Origin of the sequence: Pseudanabaenaceae cyanobacterium SKYG29 (assembly GCA_025055675.1) — a bacterium.
Classification (GTDB): domain Bacteria; phylum Cyanobacteriota; class Cyanobacteriia; order Pseudanabaenales; family Pseudanabaenaceae; genus M5B4.
In genome coordinates this window covers 111,442-137,338 of the sequence record JANWWT010000007.1, presented here as the reverse complement: position 1 = coordinate 137,338, position 25,897 = coordinate 111,442, and the positions used below count along the sequence as shown (strand labels likewise).

The 25,897-nt window shown below is 48.2% G+C and carries 21 protein-coding genes; 18 read left to right on the top strand and 3 right to left on the bottom strand.

Features of this window, described 5'->3' with window-relative positions; genetic code table 11:
- The first annotated feature begins 7 nt into the window (after positions 1 to 7).
- From NZM01_11895 to NZM01_11880, 4 genes are all read left to right on the top strand, one after another.
- The gene (locus tag NZM01_11895) at positions 8 to 286 is read left to right on the top strand and encodes a CpeR family transcriptional regulator (protein ID MCS6960735.1); all 279 of its coding nucleotides are present in this window, start codon (positions 8 to 10) and stop codon (positions 284 to 286) included.
- A 431-nt stretch (positions 287 to 717) separates the two neighbouring features.
- The gene (locus NZM01_11890) at positions 718 to 2,010 is read left to right on the top strand and encodes an ABC transporter substrate-binding protein (GenBank protein ID MCS6960734.1); all 1,293 of its coding nucleotides are present in this window, start codon (positions 718 to 720) and stop codon (positions 2,008 to 2,010) included.
- A gap of 152 nt (positions 2,011 to 2,162) precedes the next feature.
- Complete coding sequence (locus NZM01_11885) at positions 2,163 to 3,578, top strand: response regulator (GenBank protein MCS6960733.1); 1,416 nt, start codon at positions 2,163 to 2,165, stop codon at positions 3,576 to 3,578.
- 2 nt (positions 3,579 to 3,580) lie between these two features.
- Positions 3,581 to 5,479 (top strand): ATP-binding protein, encoded by a 1,899-nt coding sequence (locus tag NZM01_11880; GenBank protein MCS6960732.1) that lies wholly within the window; start codon positions 3,581 to 3,583, stop codon positions 5,477 to 5,479.
- Here NZM01_11880 and NZM01_11875 read toward each other — a convergent pair.
- Positions 5,476 to 6,390: an NAD(+) kinase gene (locus tag NZM01_11875; protein MCS6960731.1), complete on the bottom strand. Its 915-nt coding sequence runs from the start codon at positions 6,388 to 6,390 to the stop codon at positions 5,476 to 5,478. The genes NZM01_11880 and NZM01_11875 overlap by 4 nt on opposite strands.
- 92 nt (positions 6,391 to 6,482) lie before the next feature.
- Between NZM01_11875 and NZM01_11870 the strand changes: the two genes are divergently transcribed.
- The 6 genes from NZM01_11870 to NZM01_11845 all read left to right on the top strand — a co-directional run bounded on the left by NZM01_11870 (position 6,483) and on the right by NZM01_11845 (position 14,143).
- Complete coding sequence (locus NZM01_11870) at positions 6,483 to 7,538, top strand: ArsA family ATPase (protein MCS6960730.1); 1,056 nt, start codon at positions 6,483 to 6,485, stop codon at positions 7,536 to 7,538.
- A 1-nt stretch (position 7,539) separates the two neighbouring features.
- The gene (gene aguB / locus NZM01_11865) at positions 7,540 to 8,379 is read left to right on the top strand and encodes an N-carbamoylputrescine amidase (GenBank protein ID MCS6960729.1); all 840 of its coding nucleotides are present in this window, start codon (positions 7,540 to 7,542) and stop codon (positions 8,377 to 8,379) included.
- A gap of 4 nt (positions 8,380 to 8,383) precedes the next feature.
- On the top strand, positions 8,384 to 8,704 hold the full coding sequence (locus tag NZM01_11860) for a DUF565 domain-containing protein (protein MCS6960728.1): 321 nt from the start codon (positions 8,384 to 8,386) through the stop codon (positions 8,702 to 8,704).
- Positions 8,705 to 8,707: 3 nt separating this feature from the next.
- Positions 8,708 to 9,559, top strand: coding sequence for an MnmC family methyltransferase (locus NZM01_11855; GenBank protein MCS6960727.1), 852 nt, complete (start codon positions 8,708 to 8,710; stop codon positions 9,557 to 9,559).
- 126 nt (positions 9,560 to 9,685) lie between these two features.
- Positions 9,686 to 12,670: a peptidase domain-containing ABC transporter gene (locus NZM01_11850; GenBank protein MCS6960726.1), complete on the top strand. Its 2,985-nt coding sequence runs from the start codon at positions 9,686 to 9,688 to the stop codon at positions 12,668 to 12,670.
- Between the two features lie 15 nt (positions 12,671 to 12,685).
- Entirely contained in the window at positions 12,686 to 14,143 is a 1,458-nt protein-coding gene (locus tag NZM01_11845; protein MCS6960725.1) for an HlyD family secretion protein, read from the top strand.
- On the opposite strand, the gene NZM01_11840 is transcribed toward NZM01_11845, so the two are convergent.
- Both NZM01_11840 and NZM01_11835 read right to left on the bottom strand, forming a co-directional pair.
- Positions 14,126 to 15,469, bottom strand: coding sequence for a pyridoxal-dependent decarboxylase (locus NZM01_11840; GenBank protein MCS6960724.1), 1,344 nt, complete (start codon positions 15,467 to 15,469; stop codon positions 14,126 to 14,128). The genes NZM01_11845 and NZM01_11840 overlap by 18 nt on opposite strands.
- 180 nt (positions 15,470 to 15,649) lie before the next feature.
- Positions 15,650 to 16,642 (bottom strand): agmatine deiminase family protein, encoded by a 993-nt coding sequence (locus tag NZM01_11835; protein ID MCS6960723.1) that lies wholly within the window; start codon positions 16,640 to 16,642, stop codon positions 15,650 to 15,652.
- Positions 16,643 to 16,753: 111 nt separating this feature from the next.
- On the opposite strand from NZM01_11835, the gene NZM01_11830 reads away from it, so the two are divergent.
- The 8 genes from NZM01_11830 (at position 16,754) to NZM01_11795 (ending at position 25,874) form a co-directional block, all read left to right on the top strand.
- A complete protein-coding gene (locus NZM01_11830) occupies positions 16,754 to 17,104 on the top strand; it encodes an NAD(P)H-quinone oxidoreductase subunit M (protein MCS6960722.1) in 351 nt (116 codons plus the stop codon).
- Positions 17,105 to 17,443: a DUF2996 domain-containing protein gene (locus tag NZM01_11825; protein ID MCS6960721.1), complete on the top strand. Its 339-nt coding sequence runs from the start codon at positions 17,105 to 17,107 to the stop codon at positions 17,441 to 17,443.
- Positions 17,443 to 18,762 (top strand): CPBP family intramembrane metalloprotease, encoded by a 1,320-nt coding sequence (locus NZM01_11820; GenBank protein ID MCS6960720.1) that lies wholly within the window; start codon positions 17,443 to 17,445, stop codon positions 18,760 to 18,762. The genes NZM01_11825 and NZM01_11820 overlap by 1 nt, the downstream gene beginning before the upstream one ends.
- Before the next feature lie 70 nt (positions 18,763 to 18,832).
- Entirely contained in the window at positions 18,833 to 19,582 is a 750-nt protein-coding gene (locus tag NZM01_11815; GenBank protein MCS6960719.1) for a hypothetical protein, read from the top strand.
- A 51-nt stretch (positions 19,583 to 19,633) separates the two neighbouring features.
- Positions 19,634 to 23,155: a methionine synthase gene (gene metH / locus NZM01_11810; GenBank protein MCS6960718.1), complete on the top strand. Its 3,522-nt coding sequence runs from the start codon at positions 19,634 to 19,636 to the stop codon at positions 23,153 to 23,155.
- 57 nt (positions 23,156 to 23,212) lie between these two features.
- Positions 23,213 to 24,691 carry a S8 family serine peptidase gene (locus tag NZM01_11805; GenBank protein MCS6960717.1) on the top strand — a complete coding sequence of 493 codons (1,479 nt, stop codon included), beginning with the start codon at positions 23,213 to 23,215 and terminating at the stop codon, positions 24,689 to 24,691.
- 72 nt (positions 24,692 to 24,763) lie between these two features.
- Positions 24,764 to 25,045 (top strand): ATP-dependent Clp protease adapter ClpS, encoded by a 282-nt coding sequence (clpS, locus tag NZM01_11800; GenBank protein MCS6960716.1) that lies wholly within the window; start codon positions 24,764 to 24,766, stop codon positions 25,043 to 25,045.
- A complete protein-coding gene (locus NZM01_11795) occupies positions 25,029 to 25,874 on the top strand; it encodes a CPBP family intramembrane metalloprotease (protein ID MCS6960715.1) in 846 nt (281 codons plus the stop codon). Before clpS ends, NZM01_11795 begins: the two co-directional genes overlap by 17 nt.
- The last annotated feature ends 23 nt before the right edge of the window (positions 25,875 to 25,897 follow it).

The following is a 25,897-nucleotide window of genomic DNA, read 5'->3' as shown; positions in this document are numbered from 1 at the left end:
AAAAAAATTGCAAAATTGGATTCGCAGCCGTCATCTGATTTGCCAGGGAAACTTCTTTATTTTTGAAACCGTTGACTACAGCACGATCGAGCGTTTTTCCCAATGTATTCGGGTGCTGGGGGGAACTATCATTTCCGTAGAACCGATCGATAAACTATGGATGGGCGACCATCGCCAAGTAATTTTGTATAGAGTCCGATCGAGCTTGCACACACCTGGTCACTCCCTGAAGCAATATTGGATTAAATACGGTAGTTTCCGTACCCGCTTTGATCGGGGCAGTTAACTATTAGGCATACACATCTTTGCAATAGCAGAGGGAAGTTATTTTAGTTTCTGTTCTGCTGGGATTCTAACTGCCTGTATTCATGCAATTTTCTTATACCCCATCTTAGATTTTTGTTATAAACAAGGTCTATAAGTTGATTCTAATAATAATAGAAGAGTCTAATCTAGCCAAATAGTAGGGATAGGCTTTCAGAACAAAGTTTAGCCAAAAGAACGGAACCATCTGACTAGAGTTGACAACTTGTCACCCTGTTTTCAATCGTCATTCATAAATTTTTTCTATCTCTTATGTTAGAAGTTTTGAATTAGTAAACCTTGGCATAAATCTTAACGCTTTCTATAATTTCAGACAGACCAACAGGTTTTTGGTTTTGTCAAACAATTCTTAGTATTTTGATAGTTTCACTGGAGACTATAGGGGGTATATTCATGTCTAATCGTTTCCTTAATCGACGGGAATTTTTACTAGCCGCTGGCACTGCTGCGGGAGCAATATTCCTCGATAAAGCCACTAGCTATGCTCAACAACCTGGCAAACCTGAGACCACTAAAATTCGCCTAGGTTACTTACCCATCGTGGAATCCGCACCCCTAATCATTGCCCAGGAAAAAGGCTTTTTCGCTAAGTACGGCATGACTGAGGTAGAAGTTGTCAAGCAAGCTAACTGGGCTTCAGCGCGGGACAATGTGGTAATTGGTAGTGAGGGGGGCGGCATTGATGGCGGGATGTGGCAAATGCCAATGCCTCACCTGATTACTGAGGGGGTAATTACCAACGGGCGCAAGGTACCCATGTATGTACTAGCAATGCTGGTTACCCAGGGCAATGGGATTGCCATTTCCAAGAGTTTACAGGGACAGGGGTTGCATTTACGCATAAAAGACCCTGGTGTGATTAAAAACTTCAGCAGTGCTAGGGGACGTAAATTTAAGGTAGCCTACACCTTTCCCGGTGGTAATCAGGAGCTGTGGATTCGCTACTGGTTAGCAGCCAACGGCATTGACCCCGATAAAGATGTGGACATGGTCACTATTCCGCCTGCGGAAACTGTGCAGGGGATGAGAACGGGTACAGTAGACGCCTTTAGTACGGGCGACCCCTGGCCCTACCGTATAGTGGAAGAGAATGCTGGTTTTTTGGGAGCATTAACAGCGCAGATGTGGCGTTTTCACCCTGAGGAGTACCTAGCAATTCGGGCAGACTGGGTGGATAAACATCCCAATGCGACGATAGCACTCCTGCGCGGTATATTTGATGCCCAACAGTGGTGTGATCAACGAGTCAATAGAGCAGAGATGGCAAAACTTCTGTCAGGAAGAAATTTCTTCAATGTGCGGGAGGATATTCTAATTGACCCCTTCCTAGGTCAGTACGACATGGGGGACGGACAAGCCAAGGTCAATGACTTCACCATGGGACCCCTGTACTGGCAGGATGGTAGAGGCAGTGTTTCTTATCCCTACAAAAGCCATGACCTCTGGTTTCTGATAGAAACTATGCGCTGGGGTTTACATCGTGGCTTCATCAAGAGTGTTGAGCAGGCACGTGCCCTAGTCGATCGGGTTAATCGAGAAGACATCTGGCGGCGGGCAGCCCAAGCTGCCGGAATCAAACCCCCAGCCAGCCCCTCCCGCGGAGTAGAAACCTTTTTCGATGGTGTCAGATTCGATCCTGCCAATCCCCAGGCATACCTCAATCAACTCAAAATCAAACGGGTTTAGCGCAGCCACCACACTATCAAATCAAACAGATGTTGTCAGCTCTCCACTCTTCCGGAGGGCTGATTTGATTTAGCCAGCTAGAGCAGCAGAAAAGCCATGACACGATCGGGAACACTAGAGTGTAGGATTAGATTAAAATTGGCAGGAAGCACATGATCGGGCAACTAGCAGACCAACGCTATCGAGTGGTAAGCATTCTAGGCAGTGGGGGGTTTGGCTGTACTTATCTTGCCCATGATACTCGTCGCCCTGGCGAACCAGTCTGTGTAGTTAAAGAACTTGCCCCTGCTTCCGATGACCCCAAAGTGCTAGAAATTGCCCGTCGTTTGTTTATTAGTGAAGCTGCCACTCTGGAAAAACTAGGTAACCATGACCAAATCCCCCGTCTGTTGGCTTACTTTGAGGAAAATGGGGGTTTTTATCTGGTGCAGGAGTTTGTAGATGGTATCACTCTCGATCGGGAGTTACGCCAAGGGGACAAATGGGGAGCCGATCGGGTTATAGAACTGCTGCAGCAAGTGTTGGAAGTTCTTGCCTTTGTCCATGCCCACAACGTTATACACCGCGATGTCAAACCTGCCAATATTATGCGTCGTCACCGCGATCGGAAACTAGTACTTTTAGATTTCGGTGCTGTTAAGGAAGTGCGCAACGCCGCTACTAGTAATGACTCTAACACTGCACCCAAAACCGTTTCCATTGGCACAGTTGGCTATGCTGCTCCTGAGCAACTGCAGGGGAAACCCAGAGAAAGTAGCGATGTCTACTCTTTGGGAGTAATTGCTATTCAAGCCCTGACGGGAGAACTACCTGAGGAATTTTTAGAGGACGAGATGGGAGAAATTTTGTGGCAGGCACCAGACATTCCCCCCGATCTCTATCGTATCATCCGCAAAATGGCAAAGCGCAACTACCGTGAACGCTACACCAGTGCCCAGGATGCCCTAGCCGACCTGCAGCCCCTGATTGAGCTACAACGGGAACAGCTGTCTGCGCCTACTGCCATTTTTATCCCTGGGCAAAAGGAAAATAGTGAACCCCTCTCCCCCATCACTGATACTGACTCAGAATCTACCAAAGCCGAAATTCTGCTTGTGGATGACAAACCGGAAAATTTGCGCCTACTGTCTACAATGCTAGAGGAACAGGGCTATGAGGTCAGAGAAGCCATCAATGGCAACCAGGCCCTTAAATCCACCCAAGCCTCACCCCCTGATTTGATCTTGTTGGACATAAATATGCCGGGCTTAAATGGCTACGAAGTCTGTCAACGTCTCAAAGCTGACCCCACAACTAGCCATATTCCTGTGATTTTTATCAGTGCCCAGGACGAAGCCTGGGATAAAGTAAAAGCCTTTTCCGCGGGCGGCGTAGACTATATCACCAAACCCTTCAAAGTGATGGAAGTCCTTGCCCGCATTGAAACCCACTTAAAATTAGGGAAATTGGTCAAAAGGGTAACAGAATTGCAAAATCAGTTGCGGATAGAAATACAAAAGCGGCAAAATTTAGAAACGTTACTGGAACAAGCTCGTCAGGAAATTAACCAATTGAAACAGGGAAGCTAGCTATGGCAGACTTGCAGGAGAAAATCAAACAGTTAGAGGACAGGATCAAGGAACTGGAACAGGAAAAGGCAGACCTGGAAGAATTGTTGGAAACCACCACTTTGCATGCCGACATTATTCAGGAAAACCTGCAGAACAGTGAAGCCCGCTTAAAAGCCCTGCTCAACGTAGTGCCCGACGCGATTTGGCGCATTCGATCGGATGGTTTAATTGTTGAGCTAGTGAAACTACCCACTGACCCCCTACTGGCGCGGGAGATTCATCTGTTTCGTGACCTAATTGGCAAGAACATCATCAATGTCTACCCTGAAGAAATTGCAGAACTGACCCTCAAACATATCAGGAAATGCTTAGAGAGACAGACTTTGCAGGTGTTTGAATACCCCTTTATTTTGTCCAGCACGACTGCCTATTTAGAAAACCGCATTGTCCCCTTTGATGCCAACCATGTAATTGTATTTGTGCGGGATATTACGGAGCGTATCAACTTTGAAAAAGAACTGGAAAAAGCAAAGGAAGCGGCAGATAGTGCTAACCGCTCCAAGAGTGAATTTTTAGCCAGTATGAGCCATGAATTGCGCACCCCCCTGAATGCCATTTTGGGCTTTTCCCAGTTGTTGAGCCGCAGTAATAATCTCGATCGGGAACAGCGGGAATTTGTAGAAGCGATCGAGCGGGGGGGAGAACATCTTCTGGATTTAATCAACGATGTCCTGACCATTTCTAAGATTGAAGCAGGCAAAGTAGAACTTAATCCGACTAGTTTTCATCTGGGGCGCTTGCTGGAACTAATAGAAGAAATGATGCAAGTAAGAGCCAAACAAAAGGGATTATATCTACGGTTTTCGATCGAAGAAGGTACTCCCTTACTGATTAGAACTGACCAGGGTAAACTAAAACAGGTGATCATTAATTTAGTTAGTAACGCTATCAAGTTTACCAAAGTAGGTGGTGTAACAGTCCATGCCTGTTTAGAGGATGTGCGCCATCTGCGATTCATTGTGACAGATACGGGGGTTGGTATTGCCGAAGATGAATTAAATAACCTATTTGGTGCCTTTGTCCAGACTAGTTCGGGCAAAAATTCCCAGGAAGGGACGGGATTAGGTTTAGCCATTTGTCATAAGTTTGTGCAATTAATGGGGGGTAAATTCAATGTCTACAGTCAGGTAGGCAAAGGCAGTTCCTTTCAATTTACGATCGAGTTTGACCTTGCCCAACCAGAAGAAATTTCCCAGCCTGAACCAAAGGCAAGGGTGGTTGGTTTAGCACCAGGACAGCCAGAATTTCGCATTTTAGTTGTGGAAGACCGCCCCGATAATCGGTACTTGTTGACGAAACTGTTAGAATCTGTGGGATTTACCGTAGCTACTGCTAATAACGGCAAAGAGGGGATAGAGAAATGGCGGGAGTGGCAGCCCCATTTAATCTGGATGGATATGAATATGCCTGTCATGGATGGATTTACAGCGACTCGCACAATCAAATCTTTGCCAGGGGGTGAACGCACCAAAGTTATTGCTCTCTCTGCCAGCGTGTTTGAAGAGGAAAGAAACAAAGTGCTGGCTAGTGGTTGTGATGATTATGCCTGTAAACCGCTAGTGGAAGAGGTTATTTTCGCTAAGATGGCGGAACATTTAGGGGTGGAATACATCTATGCTCAGGATACAGTAACGTCCCCGCCCCTGGAGGAGAAGTTTGTTTTGACGCGCGAAGCCTTATTACGAGTGATGCCCCCCCACTGGATTGAACAGTTGGAACAAGCAGCAACAGCGTTGAAAAAGAAACAGGTGTTTAAGTTGATTGAACAAATTCCCCCAGGACACGATCCTCTGAAGCAGGCACTGGCAGAGATGGCAGACAGCTATCAGTATGATGCGATCGTAGAACTATGTAGTTAGGGTAATTCGACGGAGGTAGGTTTAGAAGCGTGGGGCAGCCCCCAGCCTAGTTTTTCCCGCAGGACATTAAAAAATTCCCCCGATCGTAACCGGGCAAAGCGGGCGGGATATATCGATCGTTCCAGCACCAACTTGTATTCAGGATAGATGTAACAACCAGCGTTGCCATCTACGACCATGACCAGGCGTTGTTGATTAGCGGAAGTCACCACTACTTTTTCCGTATTAGCAAAGACCAGGGCACGGGAAGCCATGGAATGGGGACAGATAGGTACCAACTGAAACACGGGAATCCCCGGTTCAATCACCGTACCGCCAGCGGAGAGGGCATAGGCAGTTGACCCCGTGGGTGTGGAAATAATAATCCCATCGGCAGCGACATCCACAGGAGCATGGTTCCCAATGGCAATTTCAAAGTGGCACATACTGGTCAGGGGTTCGCGGTGCAAGACCATCTCATTGAGGGCAAGAGCCTCCCAAAACAGCTCCTTACCATCAAAGGCACGTACCCGAATCATCGATCGTTGTTCTACCACGTAATTACCCTTGAGCATGCGATCGAGGGCATCCTCCCAGTGGGCAAGGTAAGTTTCCGTCAAAAAACCCATGTGCCCCGTATTGATAGTGAGGACAGGTAAGCCCAGGGGTGCCACTTGCCTAAAAGTAGCTAAAACGGTGCCATCTCCCCCCAAAGAGACCACAAAATCCAACCCTTCCTTAAATTCTGGTGGTACCAGGGCTTCCACAGGAATAAAATTCGCCTGTCCCGGCGGCGAGTAACCCAGTAGTCCTCCCCGTCCTGTAGTAATTACCGCTTCCCAACCCCGCTCCTTCAGCCACTCCGCCATTTTAGCTGCTGTTTGATGGGCAATGGGCTTGCCGTCATTAAAAACTATGCCGACCTTTGGCACTCTAACTTACTTTCCGCGAACCAAGATTGACCCATTATACTGAGATTGTCTGTAGTTTAAGACATTTGTTTGTCTTTTGTAAGGGGAAGACCATGGGGCAAATTCTCACCTTTTTAGGCAAGGGAGGCGTGGGAAAAACGACAACTGCTATAGCTGTCGCCCAGGGATTTGCACAACAACAGAAAAGAGTCCTGCTTGTCGGGGGAGCTACCTTAGAGTTCCATCTACGGCAGTTGGGTGGTCACAATTGCCAAATTGTCAACATCAGTTCCCACTTTGATGCAGTTGCCCTGTGGTCTAGCAAACTCCTGGCAGACTACTGGGACAAAATGAAGACTTTGGAAAAGCAATACCTCAAGTCCCCCTTCTTTGAGGAAGTCTATGGCGAAGAGTTGGGAGTATTACCCGGGATGGACAGCGCCTTAGCCCTTAGTTTTATCCGCGAACAGGATGCCACTGGCTACTATGACTACATCATCTACGATGGCAAAGGAGATGGGGAAACCCTGCGGATGCTGGGGATGCCGGAAATTCTCAGTTGGTATCTGCGACGATTTCGCCAAGTTTTGACCAATTCAGCCCTGGGACAAGCGATCGCCCCTGTAATTGAACCCGCCCTCAGGAGTGTGCTACAGGTCTCTACTCCTCCCGAAAATCTGCAGGAACAGGCGGTACAGATGGGAGATGTACTTAAGAAGGGGCAAGAAGCTGTGAACAATCCCGATCGGGTGCGCGCTTATCTGGTCACCAGCGGCGATGAAGTGGCAATAGCAACGGCGCGGTATCTGTGGGGCAGTGCCCAGCAAATTGGTCTGACAGTCAGCGGTGTCCTCCACCACGGCTTTATTCCCCCCCACACCTTTGACCCCCTCCCCCTGCAGGAGTTACCTATCCCTCCCCTCCCCTGTTTCCTCCCCCCCCCTACGCCTGTGCCGGCACCCATCACCATCGATCGGGACAAATACCAAGTCAAACTATTCTTCCCCACTTTCAGCAAAAAGGAAATCAAATTAGTCCAACTGGGACCAGAAGTTACGATCGAGGCGGGGGATCAGCGGCGCAATGTCTTTTTACCCCCCGAATGGGGTGCTAGACAAGCAAAGGGGGCAAAATTTCAAGATAATTATTTAATTATTTCCTTTGGCTAATATGGTCACGATTGGGGTTATTCAGTGTGCTTTGGGAGGCAATCGGCAGGAGAATGTTGCCAAAATTACTCACTACATTGAGGTAGGTGCTAAACAGGGGGCACAGGTGATTTTACCCCCCGAGTTATTTGCTGGTTGTTATTTTTGTCGCGAAGAAAAGGCCAGCTATTTTGATTGGGCAGAACCCTTGGAAAATAACTCGACGATCAGCCATTTTCAAAAACTAGCGCAGGCACTAAATGTTGCTCTCCCAATTTCTTTCTTTGAAAAAGCGGGGGAATGCTATTACAACAGTCTGGCAATGATCAATTCCCAAGGGGAAGTGATGGGCATTTATCGCAAAAGTCACATTCCGGACGGACCGGGCTACGAAGAAAAATTCTATTTCCGTCCCGGCAACACGGGGTTCAAGGTATGGCATTTGGACTGGGGCACGATCGGGGTAGGCATTTGTTGGGATCAATGGTTTCCTGAATGTGCGCGGGCAATGGTGCTAATGGGAGCAGAGATTTTACTGTATCCCACAGCGATCGGGAGTGAACCCCAAGAGCCCGAATTAGATACTAGGCAACCTTGGCAAAGGGCAATGATTGGTCATGCTGTCAGTAATGTTGTGCCGGTGGCAGCCGCCAATCGGATCGGCAACGAAGGGGGGCAGATTTTCTATGGCTGTTCCTTTATTGCCAATCAGCGGGGGGACAAAGTAGCCGAATTTGGCGACACAGAGACGGGGGTATTGACTGCTAGTTTCGATCTAGCTCTGATCAGGCGGCAGCGGGCAGCCTTTGGTTTCTTTCGCGATCGTCGCCCCGATTTATATCACCTTTTGGTCAAGGAATAGAAAGATGCAGGGGACAAGATTAAACGATTTATTAGCAGTAGGAGCAGAAATAATTGGCGGAGAATTACAGCGGCAGTGGTATATCCATTGCCTGCGATTAATTGCGCTTTTGGGGGGATTTTTCAGTGCCTCTGTGATTATTACTTGGGCGGGGCAACGGGCAGTTTGGGATATAATTGCCAGTCTGTTCTTGTTAGCGTTTGTGGAACTTATTAGTTGGCTTACCTACAAACAAACCTGGCTCCAGGGTAAGGCTAGCTTAAACTTATACAAAATTGGACTATTATTTGGTCTGGCGGTTGAAGCCTTTAAGCTATCTTCTTGAGTTATGGATCAATTGAGTTGTAGAGTTACCGCTGATGGTTCTCTTACTTTTTTTTCCGAGCTGTTTCAAGAGACCTTTCACAGTCGCCATGGCGCTAAACAGGAAGCCATTTATCAATACGTTATCCCTGCCCGTCTCCTAGAAAAAGCCCAAAAACAGCGGGAAATTCATGTCCTCGATGTCTGCTATGGTTTAGGCTACAATTCCGCCGCGGCTATAGAATTACTCCGAGACACCCCCACCCATTTAGTCATCCATGGTTTAGAGATTAACCCCCAAGTTCCCGCTACCGCCATCGCTAGTGGCATTATGGCAGTCTGGTCAGGCGAAACACAAAATATCCTCAAAGAAATAGCGACAAACTATACCTATGTTGACAGTCAGCGATCGGTTTTTCTCCACATTGGCGATGCCAGACAAACTATCAACAACATACCCCCTAATTGGGCAGATGCCATCTTTTTTGACCCCTTCTCTCCCCCCAAATGCCCCCAACTATGGACAGTAGAGTTTATAAAATTGGTAGCCGATCGGTTACATCCTGACGGGTATCTACTCACCTATTCCTGTGCAGCGGCAATACGGCAGGGGATGAGACTGGCTGGTCTGACTGTGGGTAGTACTCCCCCCCTGGGAAGAGTGGCACCCGGCACGATCGCTAGTTTCAATTCCCATCTCATTCCCCCTCTTACCCTGGCTGAGCAGGAACAACTAGCAACGAAAGCCGCCGTTCCCTACCGTGACCCCTATTTATGCGATGATAAATACACAATTCTGCATAGAAGAGAGCAAGAACAAGCACAGAGCAATCTGGAACCTAGCTCCCAGTGGCGCAAGCGACATCAACGGGTCTGACAGTAAAGCAATATGGAGGGTTTACCGACCCTGACTTTTGGTTGTGATATAGCAGAACTGGTGATACTCTTGCATAGGCTTTTAGGCTAAGCTATCAATTTAATATCCTATCCCTGGTTAGATGTCATGACCCAAACGATCACCCTGGAGGAAGTTGCCTCCTTTCTGCAACAGGTCACTCCCCTAGACCGCCTATCTGATAAAGGTTGGGAGAAGCTGCTCACCAAAATTCAAGTCATGCACTACCGCATGGGGCATACCATCTTCATCCAGGACACTATGCCCACACAAGTCGCTGTTATCTATCGGGGGCAGGTGCGATTGTTGGGTTACGCCGAGGGGAAACAAGTCCCTATCAGTTTAACAATGCTAAAACCAGGGTCAATTATTGGCTGGATCAGTTTGGTACGGGGTGTCGCCTGTGAAACTGTGATTGCCTCGGAGGAAACATTGACAATTTCTCTAGCGGCGCCAGACTTTCACGACCTCCTTAAACAGGAAACTGCTGTACGGGACTATTTTTACCAAACTCCCCACCTCAGCGAGGTGTTTAACTTGGTGGGGAAATCTCACCTCAATACTGCCGAAGGAGCAACGGCTGACCTGCGTACCCTTGCCCTCTCCTACTTGCCCCAGGTAAAAGTAATGCACCTGCCCAAAGGAGTCACCCCTACCCAGCGCCTAGAGTCAGGTTATGAGTGGCTAATTAGCAGCGGTGATGTGGCTGATCCTGTAGAAGGGGAAAAACCGATCGGTACCAGCCTCAACCTCAGCAGGGAAAATATCCGCATTGCCTCAGAGACCGGCGCTAGGTTGTTGGGCATCCCTCTACAACAAAGGGAGACGAATGGTACCGCGCCCAGCCTCAATGGTAGCCAAGCAGTAGCTCTGACCGTCCAGGAAGCCCCCGCCGAAATTCCCCTGCCGGAAGAAGTAATTCCTAGAAAGTCTTTGCGGCAATATCCCTACTTCAGTGGCAGAGGACCGGTGGACGGGTTGATGATGTGTTTGAAGATGCTGGCGACTCACTTGGGGGGCAAATTCAAGCAGGATGTGATCGAAAGAATAGTGGTCAGTCAGTATCAAGCAGCGGGCAGTTTATCTCTCCAATTTGCTGGTTTTCTATTGGATTTAGTGGGTTTAACGGGACAACTGGTACAAATTCCCGTGGCATCTTTGAATCGCTTAAAAGCTCCTGCACTCATTCAATGGCAGGATAGTTTTGCTGTTATCTATCGCATCACCTCCACAGAAGTAGTATTTGCTAGCCCGGAATCGGGGGGGGTGACCATCAAGAAAATCAGAAATTTGGTAGAGAATCTACCTGACCCCCTCCTAATCCTGCTAGTCAAACCAGGTACACGGGAGCACCAAGAAAAGTTCAGCCTGTGGGCGTTCTGGCCCTATGTCAAACAACATTCAGGTATTTTTGTTGAGGTCTTTGTTGCTTCTTTCTTCATCTTAGCTTTTAGTTTGGCACAGCCCCTCATTGTGCAAGTTATTATCGACAAAGTGTTGGGGCAAGATGCCATTGATACCCTCTACACCCTGGGCTTTCTGATGCTGGGAATGGCAGTGTTTGAATCTGTCTTAACAGCTCTGCGTACCTATATCTTTGTTGACACTACTAATCGTATTGACTTGGCAATGGGGTCACAAATTATTGACCATCTGTTGCGTTTACCTCTGTCTTACTTCGACCAGCGGCGGGTAGGGGAATTGTCCACGCGCATTAATGAGCTAGAAAATATCCGATCGTTTACTACAGGTACGGCTTTAACAGCGGTTTTGGATGCTTTCTTCTCCCTGGCTTACATTGCCATCATGTTCCTCTACAGCTGGAAATTAACTTTTGTTGCCCTTTCCACCGTGCCCTTCTTCATCCTACTAGCCTATGTGGCATCCCCCATTATTAGAAAGCAACTGCGGGTACGAGCAGAGCGCTACGCTGATACGCAGTCCTACCTGGTGGAAGCAGTCTCTGGTATTCAGACTGTCAAGGCACAAAATATAGAGCTCAAGACTAGATGGCAGTGGCAGGAAAAGTATGCCCGCTATGTCAATGCTGGTTTCCGTACAGTGCTGACTTCTAGTTGGGCTAGTTCAATCAGCAGTTTTCTCAACAACTTTTCTAGCCTAGCAGTTTTGTGGGTGGGAGCTTTTGAAGTCCTCAATAGTAATGGCAAGTTCACCCTTGGTCAATTAATTGCTTTCCGCATCATCTCTGGCTATGTGACTCAGCCTCTTCTCCGTTTGGCTCAACTATGGCAAAACTTCCAGGAAGTGGGTATGTCCATCGAACGCCTGGCTGATATTGTCGATGCCAAGGAAGAAGTGGATGAACTCGATCGGGACAATATTCCCATGCCCGAAATCAAGGGAGAGATCAAATTTGAGGAAGTGTGTTTCCGTTTTGGTGCCCAGGGTCCCATGCAACTGGCGAATATCAACTTGCATATTCCCGCGGGTTCCTTTGTGGGCATTGTGGGGCAGAGCGGTTCCGGTAAAAGTACGTTGACCAAGTTGATTCCCCGCTTATATCCCCCGCTCTCCGGGCGAATTCTCATCGACGGCTACGACATTTCTAAAGTGGAGTTGTATTCCCTAAGGCGGCAGATTGGTATGGTGTTGCAGGATACGCTGCTGTTCAACGGGACGGTTATGGAAAATATCGCTCTCACCAACCCAGAGGCGACCTCTGACCAGATTATCGAAGCTGCCAAAATTGCTGCTGCCCACGAATTCATTATGACCTTGCCCAATGGCTACAACACGATCGTAGGGGAACGGGGAGCAGGTTTATCGGGGGGACAGCGCCAGCGCATCGCCATTGCCCGTACCATTTTGCAGAAACCCCGCTTGCTGATTTTAGACGAAGCCACTAGTGCTTTAGACTATGACTCGGAGCGGCAGGTATGTAATAATTTAGCGGAAGCATGCGCCGGCAGGACAGTGCTGTTTATCACCCACCGCTTGAACACGATTAAAAATGCTGACATAATTCTGATGATGGACCAAGGCGCGATCGTGGAGATGGGGACACACAGAGAGCTGATGCAGATGCGCGGTCGCTACTATTGCCTGTATATGCAACAGGAATCCCAAACCTAAAAGGAGAAACTGAAGATGACAAAAGCCTTCGATCGCCCGCGTTATCTCCCCCCTGTGGAACAGCCCGTAATTTTGGAGAAGCCCATTCTCCTTTCCAGTTTGTTCATGTGGACGATTATGGGGGTAGCTACGGCGTTAGTAACATGGGCGCACTTTGCCCAGATTGACCAGTCCGTACCGGCAGCAGGGAAGCTGGAACCCGATGGGGCAGTAAAAAATGTGCAGGCACCGGTGGGGGGCGTAGTGCGGGAACTCAAGGTGAAGGAGAATCAGCAGGTAAAGGCGGGGGATGTCATCCTGACTTTGGAGACACGGGTTACTAAGGCGGAAAAACAGGCATTGATGAAAGTGAAGGCATCTTTGGAGGCCCAGGTGCGGTTTTACGAAGCTCAATTAAATGGTGGCTCTCTCCCTGGTCTCAACATTGACCCCGGTGCAGAATTTGTTGCTACCCAGGAGCGCTTGCTGGCAGCCAGTCTATTGGAGCGGCGTACACGTCAGGCGGCTACAGAGCAGGAAATTGCCCAACTGCGGACGCAACTAGACCAAGCACAACAACAACTCCGCCGTGCCCAGGAAGTGTTGATAGCCAATGAGGGAATTCTCGCCCAGACGGAGACTATCCTGAAAAAAAGTGAGGATATTTTGATTGCTATGGAGCCTGTGAAGGATTCAGGGGCGTTATCCAAATTGCAATACGATCGGCAGGCGATTGAAGTGGAGTCGCGGCGGGCAGAGGTGTTGAGTCGACAATCCCAAATTGCCAGCATCAAAGCGGATATAGAACGTCTGTCCAGGGAAGAAAATAGGCTCACAGCTGCTATTACCCAAGCAGAGGAACGGTTGCGGAACACGATCGCCCAGACGGAGCGAGATATTTTGGAACGGATTGCCAATATCCAGCAGCGCCTGAATGAAGTCAATGCCCAACTGGAGCGGGCGGACCAGACCCTCAAATACCAGGAGATCAAAGCCCCCATCGATGGCACTGTATTTGACATCAAGGTGACAGGGCCGGGCTATGTCATTCCCCAAAACAGCGCTGAACCCCTAATGAAGATTGTGCCCAATGACAAGCTGGTGGCTAAGGTCTATATCACTAATCGGGACATTGGCTTTATCAACAAGCGCCTAGAGAGCAAAGAGCCGATCGAGGTGGAAGTTCAAGTTGACTCCTTCCCCAATCTGGAGTTTGGCAGCATCAAGGGCAAATTGGCTTGGGTGGGGAGTGATGCCCTAGCGCCCGTACCAGAGCGTCCCTTTTATTCTTTCCCGGCTAAGATTGAGCTGGAAACTCAGGTGCTCAGGTCAGGGGACTGTGACAACCCCAGGCGCAAGAATGACTGCGTGATTTTGCCTCTACAGGCTGGTATGTCGGTCAATACTAACATCAAAACCCACAAGCGCAGTGTATTGTCTATCTTCTTGAGTCAATTTGTCAGCAAAGCTAAGAGCCTAGAGAATGTCCGTTAGGTTGGGGTAGGGATGGAGCAAAACTGCTTTTAACAACTCCTTCCCCTGCCACTGGGGCAAAGAAAACCAATACTGCTGTTTCTGTTGTAGCTCTTGCTGTAATTCTCTATTAGTAGTTTGGGGGTCGGTTGAGTCAAAGCAGACGATGTTTAGAGTTGGCTCTAGGGCTAGACGGACACGGGGCGATCGATCGATGATCTGACAGAATTCTTGCCTGAGGACAAAGGAACGATCGATATAGCTTTCCCACCCTTTGCGTCCCATTGTTTGTAGGGCTAACCATAGTTTCAAAATATCAGTCCTTCTGGTTCCCTGGAGGGTAAGATTGCCAAAATTCAGGTCGTGGTCGTTCATGTAGGGTAAATCTTGGGCAAAGGCTGTCTCTAAAGTTTCCCTATTGCGGACTAGTAACATAGCACAGGTGCGGGCAATGCCTAACCATTTCTGGGGGTTAAAAGTAATGGAATCCGCCCGATCGGTACCCCGCAATAGATGCCGCCATGTCTGGGAGAAAATCACAGCCCCGCCATAGGCACAATCAACATGGAACCAGCAGTTATACTTCTTAGCTATGTCGGCTAAATCGTGAATGGAATCAATCGCTCCTGTCACGGTCGTCCCCGCCACGGCAATAATTACAAAGGGAATACCGCCCTCTCCCACTACTTTTTCTATCTCACTTTCTAGGCAGTCAACTAATATTTCACCGCGGTAATTTGTGGGAATTTTGATCAGGTGGTTCTTACCCAAACCCAGTACATTCATTGCCTTATCAAAGGAAGTATGGGCAGCCTCCGAGACAAAAGCATAGAGAGGTTTTTGATTACCCCGTTGGCAGATGGAACGATCGTGATGATTTCTTGCCAAAAATAAAGCGGTAATATTGGCTAAACTACCCCCCGCTGTCAGGGTACCGAAACAAGCAGCAGGCAGTCCAAATTGCTGCCCAAACCAGTTTAGTAATTTTCCTTCTAGTTCTGTAAAAATAGGGGAAAGCTCCTTACTGAGCATATTGTTATTGATAGCAGAGATAAGAGCATCCGCCCAAATTGTAATTGCTAGAGGAACACTATCCATATGCCCCATATAACCCTGATGATGTAAGTTAATTGTTCTAGGGAGAATATCTTTTTGTAGGACTGACAGTATCTCTGCCAAGCTGTTGCCTAATTCGGGTACATTAAGCAGAAAATCTGCTGTTTTAGCAACGAAATCTCCCCCCTGCTGGGCTAATACCCGATCGATAATCAGATCGACAAATGCATACCCTATCTGGCGGAGAGCATCCCGATTACTATGGTCAGGTAACAGAAATTGATCCTTCATCCCCAAACAGCCAGCGTTTGCAAATTGTCTCTCCCGATTTGAGCGTACAGCAGATTTTTTGTAGTATTTCTCTGTATATATGCTAAACAAATACCGATGAATAATTTATACATCTGCCCCTAAACTTTGTACTTAGTTTTTGCTGCCCACTCTAGTTTATAGAGTAACACAAAATCGTTGCTACTGTTGCTTAGTAATACAGTGAAAAGCACCGCCCCCTGTCAAAATTGCTTTAGCACTTAGCCCGATCGTTTTTCTACTAGGGAAACATTTAGCAATCACTTCTACGGCAGCCTCATCCCAAGGGGCATCATAGGTGGGCACAATCACAGTAGTGTTACTGATATAAAAGTTGAGATAACTAGCGGGCATAATTGCTCCTTGATCATCTACCACTAAGCCAGGGGAAGGCAGACAAACTACTTCTTTCAATACCCCTTGGTCTTGCCATTGGTACAAAGTCTCCCTAATTTCTGTCAGCACTTCGGTATTGGGGTCATCACATCTCTGTGCTTCCATGCACAACACTTTCCCAGGGGCAAAAAACCGAACAATTGTATCAATGTGCCCATCAGTGTGGTCATTCAATAAACCCCGATCGAGCCAGAGAATTTTTGTCAATCCCAAAGCCGATTTAAGAGCAGTTTCTATTGCTATTTGATCCATCGTGGGATTACGATTGGAATTTAACAGACACTGCCTTGTTGTTAAACATAGACCTGTGCCATCTACTTCAATTGCTCCCCCCTCTAGCACCCAGTCATAGGTGACCGATTCTATGCCCAGAGCTTGCACTATTTGGGCTGCTACCCGATCGTCATGTTCTAGCAAATATTTATTACCCCAGCCATTCCAAGCAAAACAAGCTGCCTGCTGTGAACCCATTTCATCTACTAGGAAAAAGGGAGCAGTATCCCGCAACCAAATGTCACCATAGGGAATAGCATGACAGCGCAGGTTACAGTTGACTAAGGCAGTAATTATCCGCTGTTTATCTGTCTCGTTGTTGACCAAAATCTCTAGCCTCTCACTTGCCCCGATCGCCTGCGCTAGTGCCAAAAATTCCTGCTGGGCTGGTTCTAGGTAATCGCCCCATAACGATCGATCGCTGGGGAAAGCCAACCAACAGCAACGATGTTCCTCCCACTCAGCAGGCAACCGCCAATTTTGCATCTAGCTACCCCCAACTTGCCTGGAATATCTTACAATAGGATAAGCTATTTGCAACTTGGTCACAGTTGTTTGTAGCGTTAAACTCCTGCCCAGACTTGGTTACAGAAACCTATGTTAATTAAATGCACAACCCGTCATGTCCATATTTATAGCGCCACTGTCAAAGATGACAAGTTGGTGGAAAGTGAAACCGAACTCACCCTTGACCTTGACCCCGACAATGAGTTTAACTGGTCTGCCAGCGCTGTGGAAAAGGTGAACAAAAAGTTTGAGGAATTGGTGGCAGACTACAAGGGGGCAGATTTGACTGATTACAATGTCAGAAGAATCGGGTCTGATCTAGAGCATTTCATCCGTTCTTTGTTGCAAAAGGGGGAGATCACCTACAATCTCAACCACCGCGTCTTAAACTATAGCATGGGTTTACCGCAAGTGATCAATACTGAAGCAGAGGAAAAATAAATGACAGAAGTAGCAACTCCTTCCTTTACTGACTACATGACCGGCGAACTGATCCCTGCCATTCAAAAAGCATTTAGCGATCGGGGTATCAGTGATTTAACTCTGGAATACAAAGACCTCAAACTGCAGGGTAGGTGGCGCAATAACCAAAGACAATTCCTCCTATTTTTTGCTAAGGAAGACGTGAACGGGCAGAAAGCCTTCGCTTGCAGTGATGGACAAGCACAACCCCAAACGATCGAACCTTTTTTGGGCGACGAACGCAAGGTGGATACTAATTTGATTGTTTTTGGTCTCATGCAAAGACTGAATGCCCAAAAGTGGTTGCTGCCTAACTGATGCTCCAGAGTCTGCGTCGCTTCTGCTTTCTTATTCTCTCTGTCTTTGCTTGTTATATCATCTTTCTTAACCTTTATCGCAGTTGGTTTACTCCCCCGCCCCAAACTCGCCTCGATCGTTTACAAACTGACCTGATTCTACAGGCGATCACTAGCGATCGGGTGCGGTCTTTTTTGGATAAAGACTTAATTAACAATTTCTACCGCCTTGCCCTGGATGACTATCTGAAGGTAACAGACCGCAGCCAGGTTATTTATCAGGTGGGATTGTTGTATATCAAGACGGGACAACTAGAAAAGGCTTTCACCCTGTGGGAGGAAGAAGATAGTCTGCAGATGTGTCTGCGCCACCTATGGCAACCAAACCCCCAAGTTTTATCAGGGGCGGAAGATTTGATTAAACAAAAGTTGGACGGTTGGTACGAGTATTTTGCTCTCTATCGCCTCTACGAACTAGCTAAACCCCAACTATTACCTGTATTTACTCTGCAAGAAACGATCGAGGCAGAATCAGCTTTTGTGCGTTTAATCATAGTCAATTTTATTCCCATTGTTGGTAGTTTGCTCGGTCTAGTTGTGCTAATTGTTTATGGCTTAAAACTGCGGCAAAGCGATCGGTTAGCATGGCAAATACCCTGGGATGGGGAAACTCTATGGTACGTCTTAGTTAGTTGGTTTTGCACTTATACTTTGGTAGCGCAAACTTTGCCCAGAGTTTTGGGAGGGTGGTTTAGTAATTTTAATTTTGGTCAGGCATTTGTTATTGGCATTAGTTACGTTGGTTCCATGGTGCCACTACTGGTAATTTTCAGGATTTTCTTGAGCAGATTTCCTAACTGGCAAAGTATTCTATATAAGTTTTCTCCCCTCAACTGGAAAACTATACTATGGGGAGGGGGGGGATACCTGGGGGCTATTCCCCTAGTGGTTTCTAGCTCCTTAGTGCAACAATTTGCTTTACGCGGTCGCGGGGGTGGGAACCCGTTGCTAGAAATCATTAGCCACAGCCAAAATTACTGGTCAATCACTATTTTCTGGATTACTTTAGGTATCAGTGCGCCCCTATTTGAAGAACTATTGTTTAGAGGTTTTTTACTACCTACTTTTACTAAGTACCTCCATATCAGAGTAGCAATTTTGCTCAGTGCCCTCCTATTTGCTGTAGCTCACATGAATATAAATGACATACTGCCTTTGACAGTTTTAGGCGTTGTTTTGGGTGTGGTCTACGACCGCAGTCGCAACCTCATCAGTCCTATTGTGCTACACAGCCTGTGGAATACAGGCAGCTTTGTTTCAATCTTGCTCTTGAGTAGCTGAGGGGCAAATTATCTAGCCAAGCGGGGGAATCTTTGCTAAAGTAATGCCAACTTGACTCAGGAGATTGTCCGTGATTACGAAAAAGTTGCTACCAGCCTTGACCCTACCCTTTGTCCTGTCTCCCTTCGGGCAGGTAGAAGCGATGACGGAAGCCCAAGTCCTCGAACGTCTCAGTGGTGTACCGGTGTTTACAATCACCGACGATAAAGGTGCTCCCCTGCTCGCCACCAATAAACAGGCAGGAGACAACCAAATTCTCCTATTTTTTCTCAATCCCAATGATGCCCAATCCATGCTGAAACAGGTGCAAACTGCTAACCCTGACCTGGGCAAGAAAGCTAGGGTGATTGTCCGATCGATGAACGATGCCTACAAAGTGATCAAGGAAAACAAAGATAAAAAGCTCACCTTTCAAATTGTTCCCTCTAAGTCCAGTTTGGACTCTGCTCGCACTCTGCTGACGGTGAATGGCAAGCCCCCTGAACAATTGCCCAACATCCCTGTCTTTTTTGCCGTGGGTGGTACTGGCGGACAGGAAGGTTTATTGACGATCGAACAGCAGGGCAAGCAGTTTGTACCTTTCTTCTTTGAACAACAAGACCTGAAGAATATGATTGACAACGCGGCTAAGGGACAACCCAACATTGCTAAAAATGCCAGAATTCAGGTGGCAAACCTGTTCAATGTCCTTGATGCTATGGTGACTACTGAGAAGAACAAGCCCAGTCCCGATGTAGAGAAATTTACCTTCATCCCCTCCCGCGCTGCCTACGAATGGATTATCAAAAACCAACCCGCTAATCCACCCGCCCAAAAGTAAGGCGAAGGGGAAATGGGTTAAAATCAGGACAGTCCAGCGTTACGACTGCCCATGCCCCATCCTTTCCTGCAACGTCTGCATAGTCCCGATCGCCCCGTTATCGTTTTTGATGGCGGTATGGGGACAGCTCTGCAAATGCAAAACCTGACAGCAGCAGACTTTGGTGGTGCCCAGTATGAAGGGTGTAACGAATATTTGGTGATTAGCCAGCCTGAGGCGGTGGCAAAAGTCCATCGTGCTTACCTAGAGGCGGGGGCAGACGTAATTGAGACGAATACCTTTGGTGCTACCTCCATTGTCTTGGCGGAATATGACCTCGCAGCTCTAGCCTATGAGATCAACAGGGAAGCAGCAGCCCTAGCTAAGTCAATCGCCCAATCCTACTCCACACCCGATAAGCCCAGATTTGTGGCTGGCTCGATCGGTCCTACTACTAAGCTCCCTACTCTATTGCATATTCAGTTTGAGCAAATGGAGCAGGCGTATCGGGAACAGGTGGAGGGACTACTAGATGGTGGTGTCGACCTTTTGATTGTGGAAACCTGCCAGGATATTTTGCAGATTAAGTCAGCACTAAGAGCGATCGAGTCTGTCTTCCAGGACAGAAAAGAGAGAGTGCCCCTGATGGTCTCTGTCACTATGGAAACGACGGGCACTATGCTGGTGGGGACGGAAATAAACGCCGTAGTCACGATTCTGGAACCCTTTAAGATTGACATTTTGGGCATGAACTGTGCTACAGGTCCCGATCGGATGACTGAACACATCAAGTATCTATCTGCCCACTCTCCCTTTGTCATTTCTTGTATTCCTAATGCAGGGTTGCCAGAAAATGTGGGGGGGAAAGCAGTCTATCGCCTATCGCCAGCGGATTTAGCCCATCATCTGCGGTATTTTGTGGAAGAACTAGGCGTGCAGATTATTGGTGGTTGTTGCGGTACGACGCCTGAACATATTCGCGCCTTGGCAGAAATTGCCAAAGACCTCAAGCCCAAGCCCCGTCAACCATTCCATCCCCCCAGTTGTGCTTCTATCTACACCTCCCAGCCCTACAAGCAGGATAATTCCTTTTTGATCATTGGTGAAAGGTTGAATGCCAGTGGTTCGAAAAAATGTCGTGATCTCTTGAACGCGGAAGATTGGGATGGTTTGGTGGCACTAGCCCGCTCCCAGGTGAAAGAAGGTGCCCATGTCATTGATGTGAATGTGGACTATGTGGGTAGGGATGGGGTGCGGGATATGCGGGAATTGGTGTCCCGTCTGGTGACTAATGTCACTCTGCCCTTGATGTTGGATTCCACGGAGTGGGAAAAGATGGAAGCGGGCTTGAAAGTAGCAGGGGGCAAGTGCATCCTCAACTCTACTAACTATGAAGATGGGGAAGAACGATTTTTCAAAGTCCTAGAGCTGGCAAAGAGCTACGGAGCAGGAGTAGTGATTGGCACGATCGATGAAGAGGGGATGGCACGCACAGCAGAGAAGAAATTGCAAATTGCCCAGAGGGCTTATCACCAGGCATTAGAGTTTGGTATTCCTCCCCATGAGATTTTCTTCGACCCCCTAGCTTTACCCATTTCTACAGGTATAGAAGAAGACCGCGCCAACGGCGCAGCCACGATCGAGGCAATTAAGCGTATTCGGCAAGCCATGCCTGAGTGCCACATTTTGCTGGGGGTATCTAACATCTCTTTTGGTCTCAATCCCGTTGCCCGCGTGGTGTTGAACTCTGTTTTTTTGCATTTAGCCTGTCAAGCAGGGATGGATAGTGCGATCGTGCATGCTAGTAAGATTCTGCCCCTGCACAAACTGTCTGCAGAAGAGATTGCCCTGGCAGAGGATTTGATTTTCGATCGACGGCGTTATGACGAAAACGGTATTTGTGTATATGACCCCCTAGCGGAATTTAGCAATCGCTATGCGGGAGTCTCGACGAAGGAAGTGAAAACAGAGGACAACAGTCTTACGATTGAAGAGAAGTTAAAGCGCCATATCATTGATGGGGAGCGACAAAAGTTAGAAGAACACCTGCAAGAGGCATTACAAAAGTATGCACCCCTAGACATCATCAATGAGATTCTCCTAGAGGGCATGAAAGTAGTGGGGGAGCTATTCGGGTCGGGGCAGATGCAGTTGCCCTTTGTCCTGCAGAGTGCGGAAACAATGAAGGCAGCGGTGGCATATTTGGAACCCTTCATGGAAAAAGCAGAGGGAGCACACAAGGGTACATTTGTTATTGCTACTGTTAAGGGAGATGTGCACGACATTGGTAAGAACTTGGTAGATATTATTCTCTCTAACAATGGCTATCGCGTCATCAACATTGGCATCAAACAGCCCGTGGAAAACATCATTGCTGCCTACGAAGAACACAAGGCGGACTGTATTGCCATGAGTGGTCTGTTGGTGAAATCCACTGCCTTTATGAAAGAGAATTTGGAGGAATTCAATCGGCGGGGGATTACTGTACCTGTCATTTTAGGGGGAGCGGCTCTCACACCCAAGTTTGTCTATGAAGACTGTCAGCAGACCTACCACGGTCAAGTAATCTACGGCAAAGATGCTTTCTCTGACCTGAACTTTATGGATGCCTACATGCAGGCAAAGGCGCAGGGCAGGTGGGACGATCGCTTAGGTTTTTTGGATGAAAAGGGCAATCCCATCAAGGTAGATTTGGAAAGAACAGAGAAGAGAGAGGAGAAAGAAGAGCCAAAAGAAGACAAGGTGGTAGACACCAAGCGATCGGAAGCTGTCCCTGTGGATATTCCTCGCCCGCAGCCGCCGTTTTGGGGGACACGCATACTTACGCCCGCCGACATTCCTTTGGCAGAGGTATTCTGGTATCTAGACGTACAGGCGCTAGTGGCAGGGCAGTGGCAATTCCGTAAACCAAAGGAACAGTCCCGATCGGAGTATGAGGTCTTTTTACAAGAGAAGGTTTATCCCATCTTGGCGGCCTGGCAAGAGAGAGTGATCCAAGAGCACTTACTAGAACCCCAAGTAGTATATGGTTATTTTCCTGCAGTGGCAGAAGGGAATACAGTCTTTATCTTTGATCCTGAGGAACCTAGGGGAGAATCGATTGCTAGTTTTACTTTTCCGCGGCAGAAGTCAGGACGCCGTTTGTGCATAGCAGACTTTTATGCCCCCAGAGAACTGGGAATAAGAGATGTTTTTCCTATGCAGGCGGTGACTGTGGGAGAGATAGCGACGGAATATGCCCAAAAACTCTTCCAGGACAATCAATACACTGACTATCTTTACTTCCATGGTTTAGCTGTGCAGATGGCAGAGGCATTGGCGGAATGGACACACGCCCGCATTCGGCGCGAGCTGGGCTTTGGGGAACAGGAACCAGACAACATCCATGCCGTCCTACAACAGAAATACGTGGGATCGCGCTATAGCTTTGGCTACCCTGCTTGTCCTAACATGCAAGACCAGTACACCCTCCTTGATCTGTTAGAGGCAAAACGAATTGGCATGTACATGGACGAAAGCGAGCAACTCTACCCCGAGCAGTCCACTACTGCCATCATTGCCTATCACCCCGTTGCCAAATATTTCAGTGCGTAACTTAAACTACCTTTTGGGCATAATAGTCCTAAGAGTGTGCCCCATTGAGGTAATACTATGCAGCCCTGTGATTTGTTTTATGCAGGTGGGATAGACGATCGGGGTATGCTCAGCCCTGAGGTTTTTCCCCTGAATGTGACCCCTGGTAATTCTCTGCCCACAGCCCTAGATATTGGCAACCTGCAGGGGGAATTTCAGTTTACTGATGCAGTGACTGTCACGGACCCCATCGATGTCTTTCGTTTTACCCTGACGGGGACGGGCAACATCAGTATTGATTTGACACAGTTGAGTGCCGATGCTGACCTATTCTTGGTGCGGGATTTCAATGGCGATCGGTTGGTCAACAACAATGAGATTATCGCTAGTTCGGAGCGCTGGGGCAATGCTCCTGAATCTATCCGTCTAACTAACCTGCTGCCAGGAGAATATTTTCTGCTAGTGGAGCAATACCAAGGCAATACCACGTACAACCTCACAATCCGCACAGAGATTACCACCCCCCCCAGTGCAGGGAACTTTAATCCCGTTTTTGGCTTTGGCTTGGTAGATGCCAGTGCGGCGGTTGGTATGGCGTTGGGACAAAAGATTACACCTGGGTCTCCTGTTACTTCTAATGTGCCTAACAACTGGGGTGACCTCAACTTAATCAATGTGCCAGCAGTCTGGGCAAAGGGTATAACGGGAGCGGGGGTGACAGTGGCAGTTCTGGACACAGGGATAGATATTTCTCATCCTGACCTGGCAGCTAACATCTGGGTTAATTTGGGGGAAGTCCCTGGCAACGGTATCGACGATGAGGGAAATGGCTTCGTGGATGATGTCCATGGTTGGGATTTTGGCGACCGGGACAACACTCCTTTCCCTGGCAGGGAAAATGGCTCTAGTCATGGCACCCATGTGGCAGGCACGATCGCTGCTTTACGCAATGGTATCACTACAGACAGCCGGGGCAACCAGTTTGAGGTACAGGGAGTAGCGCCCGATGTCAAGATCATGGCTGTACGCGTATTGGGAGGGAGATTTGGGAATACAGCTAGTACCCTTGCCCAGGGAATTCGCTATGCCGTGGACAACGGCGCAGACATTATTAACCTGAGTTTGGGGGCCAACATGAATGCCAGTGTGCTCCGTGCTGCCCTCAGCTATGCGGAAGAAAAGGGGGTAATTGTGGTATCGGCAGCGGGCAATGAGGCTAATCGCGGGGCAACGGTACCCAGTTTCCCGGCGCGGGATGCGGCTTTGGCGGACGTGGGCATTGCTGTGGGGGCGATCGATCGCAATGCTAATATTGCCAGTTTCTCTAATCCGGCGGGGGTAGTGTTGGGGGAATTTCCCTTTGTTGTCGCCCCTGGGGTGAGTGTGCTTTCCACTTTACCCAATAATCGGTATGGCAGTTTTAGCGGTACTTCCATGGCTACGCCCCATGTGGCAGGAGTGATCGCCCTGATGCTGCAGGCTAACCCTAACCTTACCCCCCGCCAGGTGGAAGAAATTTTAATTGCTACTTCCCGTCCCCTCCCCCTGACTGCTTGATAATGGTTAGGATAGATACAGTAGAAATAATACTTAGTCTATACTTTGGCAGTAGTAGTTAGTGGAAAACCTATGTCTACCCAAACGATCGAGCGCACTAGTACAGTCCGCAAGTTAGCGCCGCGCTACCGTGTTCTGCTCCACAACGACGACTTCAATACGATGGAGTATGTCGTGATGACCTTGATGCAGGTAGTCAACGGTTTAACCCAGCCCCAAGCTGTGGATATAATGATGGAAGCTCACACTAATGGGGTCGCTCTAGTAATTACCTGCGTCAAAGAGCACGCGGAGTACTACTGCGAAGGCTTAAAAAGTAAGGGACTGACAAGCACCATTGAACCCGAAGACTAATCCGCTGCAAAAAATTAGAGCACTCCGTGCCCCTGGCAGATTGGGGCTTTTTTTGTCTTGCCTCCTCCTGTTTTGGCTGCCCATTGCCATCCCCGTTTACTTGACTGTCGGGGAGCAAAGTGGGACATATTTGATGATTTGGCTCTACTGCCTGTTCGTCTGGTTTATTGGCTTCTGGGGCAAACGCATTGAGGAACAATCCCACCCTTACCGATACTATGGACTTCGGTTCGATCGGGGGGCGCTAGGGGAGTTTTTCCTTGGCTTGGGGGTTGGGGCAGGTAGCTACTTGTTACTACTGCAAATTCAAGTGTGGCTAGAGTGGGCAGAGTGGCAGTACCTCAATGAGGCACCTAAATATATTCTCCCTGGGTTATTACTGGGTCTGGGGGTGGGCTTTGCGGAAGAACTCCTATTTCGGGGTTGGTTGTTGACGGAACTGGAACGGGACTATAGCCCTAATCGCTCTCTTTGGATCAGTACTACTATTTTTACTGTCTGCCATTTTTTGAGTTGGGATGCCATCTTTTACCGCTGGACTCAGTTTTGGGGTCTCCTGCTCCTAGGGCGCAATTTGGTATTGGCGCGGCGCTTGACTGAAGGAAGATTGGCGTTACCGATCGGTTTCCATGGGGGCTTGGTGTGGGTGCATGCTGTTGTCGATATGGGGCGCTTATTTTTGGGGCTGGAAGTAGTACCGTCGGTTATTACAGGGATCAGGGGAAATCCCTTGGCAGGACTGCTGGGTTTGTTATTTTTACTGGGCTTGGGCAAAATTGCTGATGTCATCCTCTACCGCCAGCGGAAACCACCTAAGCTCCCCTCCTAGTTTACGTTTAAGCAATACTAGTA

What these genes read in the sequence shown, in the direction of transcription:
- NZM01_11880 (MCS6960732.1), top strand. Translation starts at nt 3,581, where the DNA reads ATGGCAGACTTGCAGGAGAAAATCAAACAGTTAGAGGACAGGATCAAG.
- NZM01_11830 (MCS6960722.1), top strand. Translation starts at nt 16,754, where the DNA reads ATGTTAATTAAATGCACAACCCGTCATGTCCATATTTATAGCGCCACT.
- NZM01_11820 (MCS6960720.1), top strand. Translation starts at nt 17,443, where the DNA reads ATGCTCCAGAGTCTGCGTCGCTTCTGCTTTCTTATTCTCTCTGTCTTT.
- NZM01_11805 (MCS6960717.1), top strand. Translation starts at nt 23,213, where the DNA reads ATGCAGCCCTGTGATTTGTTTTATGCAGGTGGGATAGACGATCGGGGT.
- NZM01_11890 (MCS6960734.1), top strand. Translation starts at nt 718, where the DNA reads ATGTCTAATCGTTTCCTTAATCGACGGGAATTTTTACTAGCCGCTGGC.
- NZM01_11840 (MCS6960724.1), bottom strand. Translation starts at nt 15,469, where the DNA reads ATGAAGGATCAATTTCTGTTACCTGACCATAGTAATCGGGATGCTCTC.
- NZM01_11885 (MCS6960733.1), top strand. Translation starts at nt 2,163, where the DNA reads ATGATCGGGCAACTAGCAGACCAACGCTATCGAGTGGTAAGCATTCTA.
- clpS (MCS6960716.1), top strand. Translation starts at nt 24,764, where the DNA reads ATGTCTACCCAAACGATCGAGCGCACTAGTACAGTCCGCAAGTTAGCG.
- NZM01_11825 (MCS6960721.1), top strand. Translation starts at nt 17,105, where the DNA reads ATGACAGAAGTAGCAACTCCTTCCTTTACTGACTACATGACCGGCGAA.
- NZM01_11835 (MCS6960723.1), bottom strand. Translation starts at nt 16,642, where the DNA reads ATGCAAAATTGGCGGTTGCCTGCTGAGTGGGAGGAACATCGTTGCTGT.
- metH (MCS6960718.1), top strand. Translation starts at nt 19,634, where the DNA reads ATGCCCCATCCTTTCCTGCAACGTCTGCATAGTCCCGATCGCCCCGTT.
- NZM01_11845 (MCS6960725.1), top strand. Translation starts at nt 12,686, where the DNA reads ATGACAAAAGCCTTCGATCGCCCGCGTTATCTCCCCCCTGTGGAACAG.
- NZM01_11870 (MCS6960730.1), top strand. Translation starts at nt 6,483, where the DNA reads ATGGGGCAAATTCTCACCTTTTTAGGCAAGGGAGGCGTGGGAAAAACG.
- NZM01_11850 (MCS6960726.1), top strand. Translation starts at nt 9,686, where the DNA reads ATGACCCAAACGATCACCCTGGAGGAAGTTGCCTCCTTTCTGCAACAG.
- NZM01_11860 (MCS6960728.1), top strand. Translation starts at nt 8,384, where the DNA reads ATGCAGGGGACAAGATTAAACGATTTATTAGCAGTAGGAGCAGAAATA.
- aguB (MCS6960729.1), top strand. Translation starts at nt 7,540, where the DNA reads ATGGTCACGATTGGGGTTATTCAGTGTGCTTTGGGAGGCAATCGGCAG.
- NZM01_11855 (MCS6960727.1), top strand. Translation starts at nt 8,708, where the DNA reads ATGGATCAATTGAGTTGTAGAGTTACCGCTGATGGTTCTCTTACTTTT.